Origin of the sequence: Phycicoccus sp. Soil802 (assembly GCF_001429605.1) — a bacterium.
GTDB lineage: Bacteria > Actinomycetota > Actinomycetes > Actinomycetales > Dermatophilaceae > Pedococcus.
The window spans coordinates 1-4,784 of sequence record NZ_LMSS01000009.1 but is presented as its reverse complement, the minus strand read 5'-3'; the positions used below and the strand labels follow the sequence as shown (position 1 = coordinate 4,784).

Genomic DNA, 4,784 nt, shown 5'->3' with positions numbered 1-4,784 from the left:
CGCTCCGCAGAACCCGGCGCCAACACAGCACTCACCCGCGCACCGACCTCGCGCAAGAGCTCCTTGCGCGCCCACACCGCGAAAGACTTCAGAGCTACTATCTGCAAACCAATCAATCCTTAGAATTCGAAGTCCGATGTGAAGGAACGCTTGAGCGTGTACATCGCCTTCTCGTAAACGCGCCACTGGTTCGTGTTGGGGATTCGTTCTTCAAGGCGGAACTCGACGGCGCGGTTGTTGTAGTCGTTCGCGTCCTTGTTGAGGAGCAACTGGACACTTTGGTAGCGGTCGCGTGGTTCGGCCGAGGGCGAGTCGAAGGTGAGCTCGGGTTGCGGGTCGCTGGAGATGAGGGTTTCGCCGACGTACAGGCCAGCCCGCAACACCCGGGGCTGGACCTTGTCACTGACCACTTCGGACTGGAACAGTTTTACGACGAGCTGGCCGGTGGTGATCTTGTCAGTGTCGGGCAGCACCTTGACGTTCACTAGCCGCGTGTCGCTCCTGCGCTTCTTGTTGACGGCGAGCACGGGCACGACGACCTCCTGCAAGGTCGCGCCGCCGTGGACGAAGCGCGAACCCCCGCCCGCCAGCCGAAGCCGGTGGATCGACTTGGGAATCTGCACCTCGATGTCGCTCTCGAGTCCGAGCTGCCCCGAGGTGAACGTAGTGAAGGCGGCATCGACCTTCAGGCCGTGCCCGAGGACGTAGCGCCTGTTCTTGACGAGGATCTTGTCGCCCTGCGGCGCCTCCGACAGGAAGAACTGCTCAGGCAGCTCCTCGTCCTGGAACAGGAAGCCATGGTCGGCGGTCACGAAGATGTTGGTGGCGTTGGCGTTGGCGGCCTTCTTCACCAGGTCGACCAGCTCGCGCAACGCCTGCTCGGCCGCCTCGAAGACGCGCCGCTCGGTGCCCTGCTTGTCCCCGGTGGCGTCGATGACGTCGTGGTAGATGTAGAGGACGCGACTATTCTTGAAGAGATCGCGCCGCTCCTCGGCGCTGAGCGTTTTGAAGTCCTCGGCTTGGATTGCGGTGCCACCCACGGACTCCAAGATCTTCTTGCGGAAAGCGGTGCCGTTGGTCGGCCTGTCGTCCGCCAGCACAGACTTACCGTCCGTTGAGTGTTTGAGGCTCCGGTGCGGAAGCAGTGCCGCCATGCCGAGTTGGGTGTAACTAGGCAGCACACCGAGGACGGCTTCGAGGTCGGCGTCGAAGCGGTCCTCCTGGCGGATGCGCGAGCCGAGTTCTTCGGCAACCTCGTAGCGAAGAGCATCGGAAATGATGACGACAGCCTTCTTATCCTCGCGAACGAGCTGGTCGACATAGTCGCCGTAAAATGACCGCTGAGGGCGCACCGTCGAGGATGCCCACAGTTCGGCTGTGTCCACCTGCTGCTGAAAAGCATTGCCCAATTCGTAGACGAACTTGTTCGTGTAGCGCTTTTCGACCTTATCGCGCAACGAATCGAGCGGGTGCGACCCCTCGAAGGTACGCCGTGCGTACGTGAACTGCCGGTAGAGCTGGTCTATGCGAAACCAATCGTTGCGATAGCGCTCGACGGCGTCGCCGATGGACGTGCAGGCGATATGGACACTGTTGAGTCTTGCCAGAAGCTCAGCGGCTGCGCCAATGGCCAAGTACAGCTTGCGGTACTTGCTGATCCACAGGCTGCGCTGACGAAAACTTACAACTTCGGCGACTTCACGCGCCGATACCGTTTCACCGGCCACCGCGGCCGAGAGGTCACGAATGATCTGCCGGTCGGTCTCCTCGAACAGGTCTTGATGCAGCAGGTCCCGGAAAGACGTTCCGCGGATCCGGTCTGGATAGACAGAGTCGACTTCGGCCCGTCTTGCCAGTTGCAGCATCGCGGCGCTACTGAGCGGATGGAAACGCCAGCTTCCGAAGTCGCGACGCAGGTTGTGCAGCGTCCCAGACGTTATATCGGCGAAGTCCCGCTCCGCGACCTTGAAGATCCAGAGTATGAAGTCGTCCATGGTCGGGGCGCTCGACTTGTAGCCGTAGATGGCCTCTACCCCTCGCCAAAAGAAGCTGGCCAGGCCGTATTCGACAAGGGCGTTGTACTTAGCGGCCTTACCGCTCGCGTTCTCGGACAGAAGTGCCCGTGTCAGCTCTTCAAGTGTGTGGTCCTTCTGGCCGAGCAAGACCGCGGACATCTTGGCGAGGAGCCTGGCCGGGTCGTCCTCGGGCGAAAGCAGAACTTTGAGGCTTTGCACGCGCTTGCTCACGTTGAAGAACTTCTCGTGCTCCTGCACGACCTCGTCGATGCCGTCGGCGATCAGTCCGAGCTCTTGGGAGACGAGGGAGCTGCGGTCGGCGGTGAAGACGCCGTATGCCAGTTCCAGATCGAGCAACCAGTTGCCGATGCCGGCCGGCACCCCACCCGAGCGATACACGAGGACCTTGTCGTCGGGCTGCTCCTGGAGTATTCGGTACTTGATGCCGTACTCGTCGTTGCCGACGCGCAGCGTCGTGACCCCGGGTAGGTCGAGACTTTCGATGTCGGAGGCGTACTGTCCCTGAGGGTCGTGCCAAATCACGATGCGGTGATCGAGGAAACGCCGCTCCAGGTGCGGCTTCACGGGGCCTATTTCGTTCATTCCGTCGTCTCCAGGCCGGGGATCTTCTTCAGGGCGGCACCGAACTTGGGGTAGTTCGTCTTCACCCCGTCGTCGAGATCGATGGCGAGGTTCTGTGATGCCAGCGGGTAGAGCACGTCGTGCTCATACTCGCCCAGCTCAACAAGCACCCTGCGCAAGCGGTCGGCTTCCTTGGCATTGTTGGAACGTTCTGTGTGCTCGAGGCTGGGCTTGAGCTTTCCCTGGAACTCGCGGAGGTACTCATTAAGCACCGTCGGGACAGTTGACTGCGTGTAGCGGTGCATGTAGATCAAGGCGTTGAACGATCCGTTGGGGCTGGAGAACAGCCAGTAGATCGGACGCTTCTTGTACCGCTGGACGTGATCCTTGTAGAAGGACTTCACGAAGTAGTCGCGCAGGCTCTTCACTCCCAGCGAATCGGTGACGAACCGCAGATTCTCCTCGAAGTGCTGCTCGCCGAACGCGGCCCGAAGGAACTGACGGAACCGCTCCACAATGTCGTCCTCGAACCAGTCACCATCCACGATCGGAATGACATTGTCCGCATCCGGCATGAAGACCGGCGCCGGGACCTTCGCCAGGTAATCACGCAACGTCGAACCCTGATCGGCAAGGATCAGGCCCGGCTCATCAAGACTGTAGCGCCCGAACATGCAGCCAACAGCGTAGGAGACGAGGTCCTTGGTCAGGTCAGCACGGGCCAAGGCGTTGTACTCGTTCCTCGCCCGACCTTCGCCGTATCTGAATGCGTCGTTCGCTGTGAGCGAGACCCGATGAGGAGGAACGTCGATCTTGACCTCATCCTCAAGGCCGTAGATGACTGCAACGCGTCGATTGACCTCCGTTTCTGCCTTCTCCAGCAACTCGGAGGAACGAGCAGAACATTGGCGGACCTCTTCCACCAGCGATGTGAGTGGTGCGGTGGGCTCCGCTCTAGCTACGAGCTCATTCCGAACAAAGCCCAGGGCTGTCTCAGACCCCAGCCAGTCCGCCTTGGATATCGCGATACATCTCCGAACGGCATCTTCGAGCTCTGAGTCGAAGAGATCGCTGCTGAACGGCAGCTTGCCGACAGCGCCTTCGCCGTAGTCGACCGTCGGAGAGATCGCAGCGAGCAAGGCAGCACTCACAGACGAGTTCAGAAGGCCGAGCGCAGCAAGGGTTTGGCGCTCGTGAGAGGAGTATGCAATCGCGCCCTTTGACTCTGAGACTGAGCCGGGCGGGCAGACCCGAAATGAACTCGGTCCCGACGAAATTGTTCCCCAAGTCACACCGCCCTTGAACAACCAGTCCAGGTTTTGTGGCCGAGAGAGCAACTTCCCACTGCCCTCGTCTCGGAGATTTCGGATCTCGTCGCCGTCCTTGTGCCAGTTGACGACGTACTCGTCGTTCCCGTACCACCGCCGATACTGGCCGCCCTTCTGGCAGGGGAACCATCGTCGACCCGATGCCAATGCTTCCTCGCGGCTCAAGATGTTGCGCCCTAGGTTGTCCTGTCCTACCTCAAACCAGTAACGCAAGAAGCGCTCGTTGTTGCCAGTCTTGATCCCCTGCTTCGGCGAGACAGACAAGTTCAACGCCGGGTGTGACGAGAACGCTTTGCGAAGCGGCTCTGACAACCAGTAGGCGATCGGCTCGCCAGGAAGTTGGGTGAAGGACGTCTGAGCCAACTCGAATCGGTTATAGCTGGAATCGAGAAATAGGGCTTGGATCTTGTCGTTCGCCCGCACGTCGACGTGCTCCTCAAAAAGACGCCGATAGACCCCTACCCTGCCTACGTCGGTTGCGGCCCGCTTGCACACGAAGGCCACCGAGCCAAAATCGGATCCAAAGACGCCGCGACCCAGGTGCACCAGTGACTGCATCCAGCACTCGCGCAGCAGCCAGCGCCTGAATGCCGAGAACGTTGTTAAGAACATCCACGACGGGAGGTCAATCATCGCCCAGTAACCATTCGGACGGACCAAGTCATGCCCGCGACACATGAACATCGTCATGAGGTCCGCCTTGGCGTTCGAGTACTCAAGCTTGGCATACTCCGTCAGAAGGGCACCCATGTTTCCACTGCCCATGTAGGGCGGGTTTGCAACCACCACGGAGTACCGAGGAGCGAGGTACTCGGCCTGCCGCATGGCGCGCCGTGCCCACTCGATCGTGTCGGCCCTC

2 protein-coding genes are annotated in these 4,784 nt (G+C 60.4%); both read right to left on the bottom strand.

What is annotated here, in order from left to right; all coding sequences use genetic code 11:
* Positions 1 to 119: 119 nt before the first annotated feature.
* On the bottom strand, positions 120 to 2,600 hold the full coding sequence (pglZ, locus tag ASG91_RS19985) for a BREX-1 system phosphatase PglZ type A (protein ID WP_235545818.1): 2,481 nt from the start codon (positions 2,598 to 2,600) through the stop codon (positions 120 to 122).
* Between the two features lie 14 nt (positions 2,601 to 2,614).
* On the bottom strand, positions 2,615 to 4,784 hold a 2,170-nt coding region (pglX, locus tag ASG91_RS19980; RefSeq protein ID WP_157606450.1), incomplete at its 5' end, for a BREX-1 system adenine-specific DNA-methyltransferase PglX.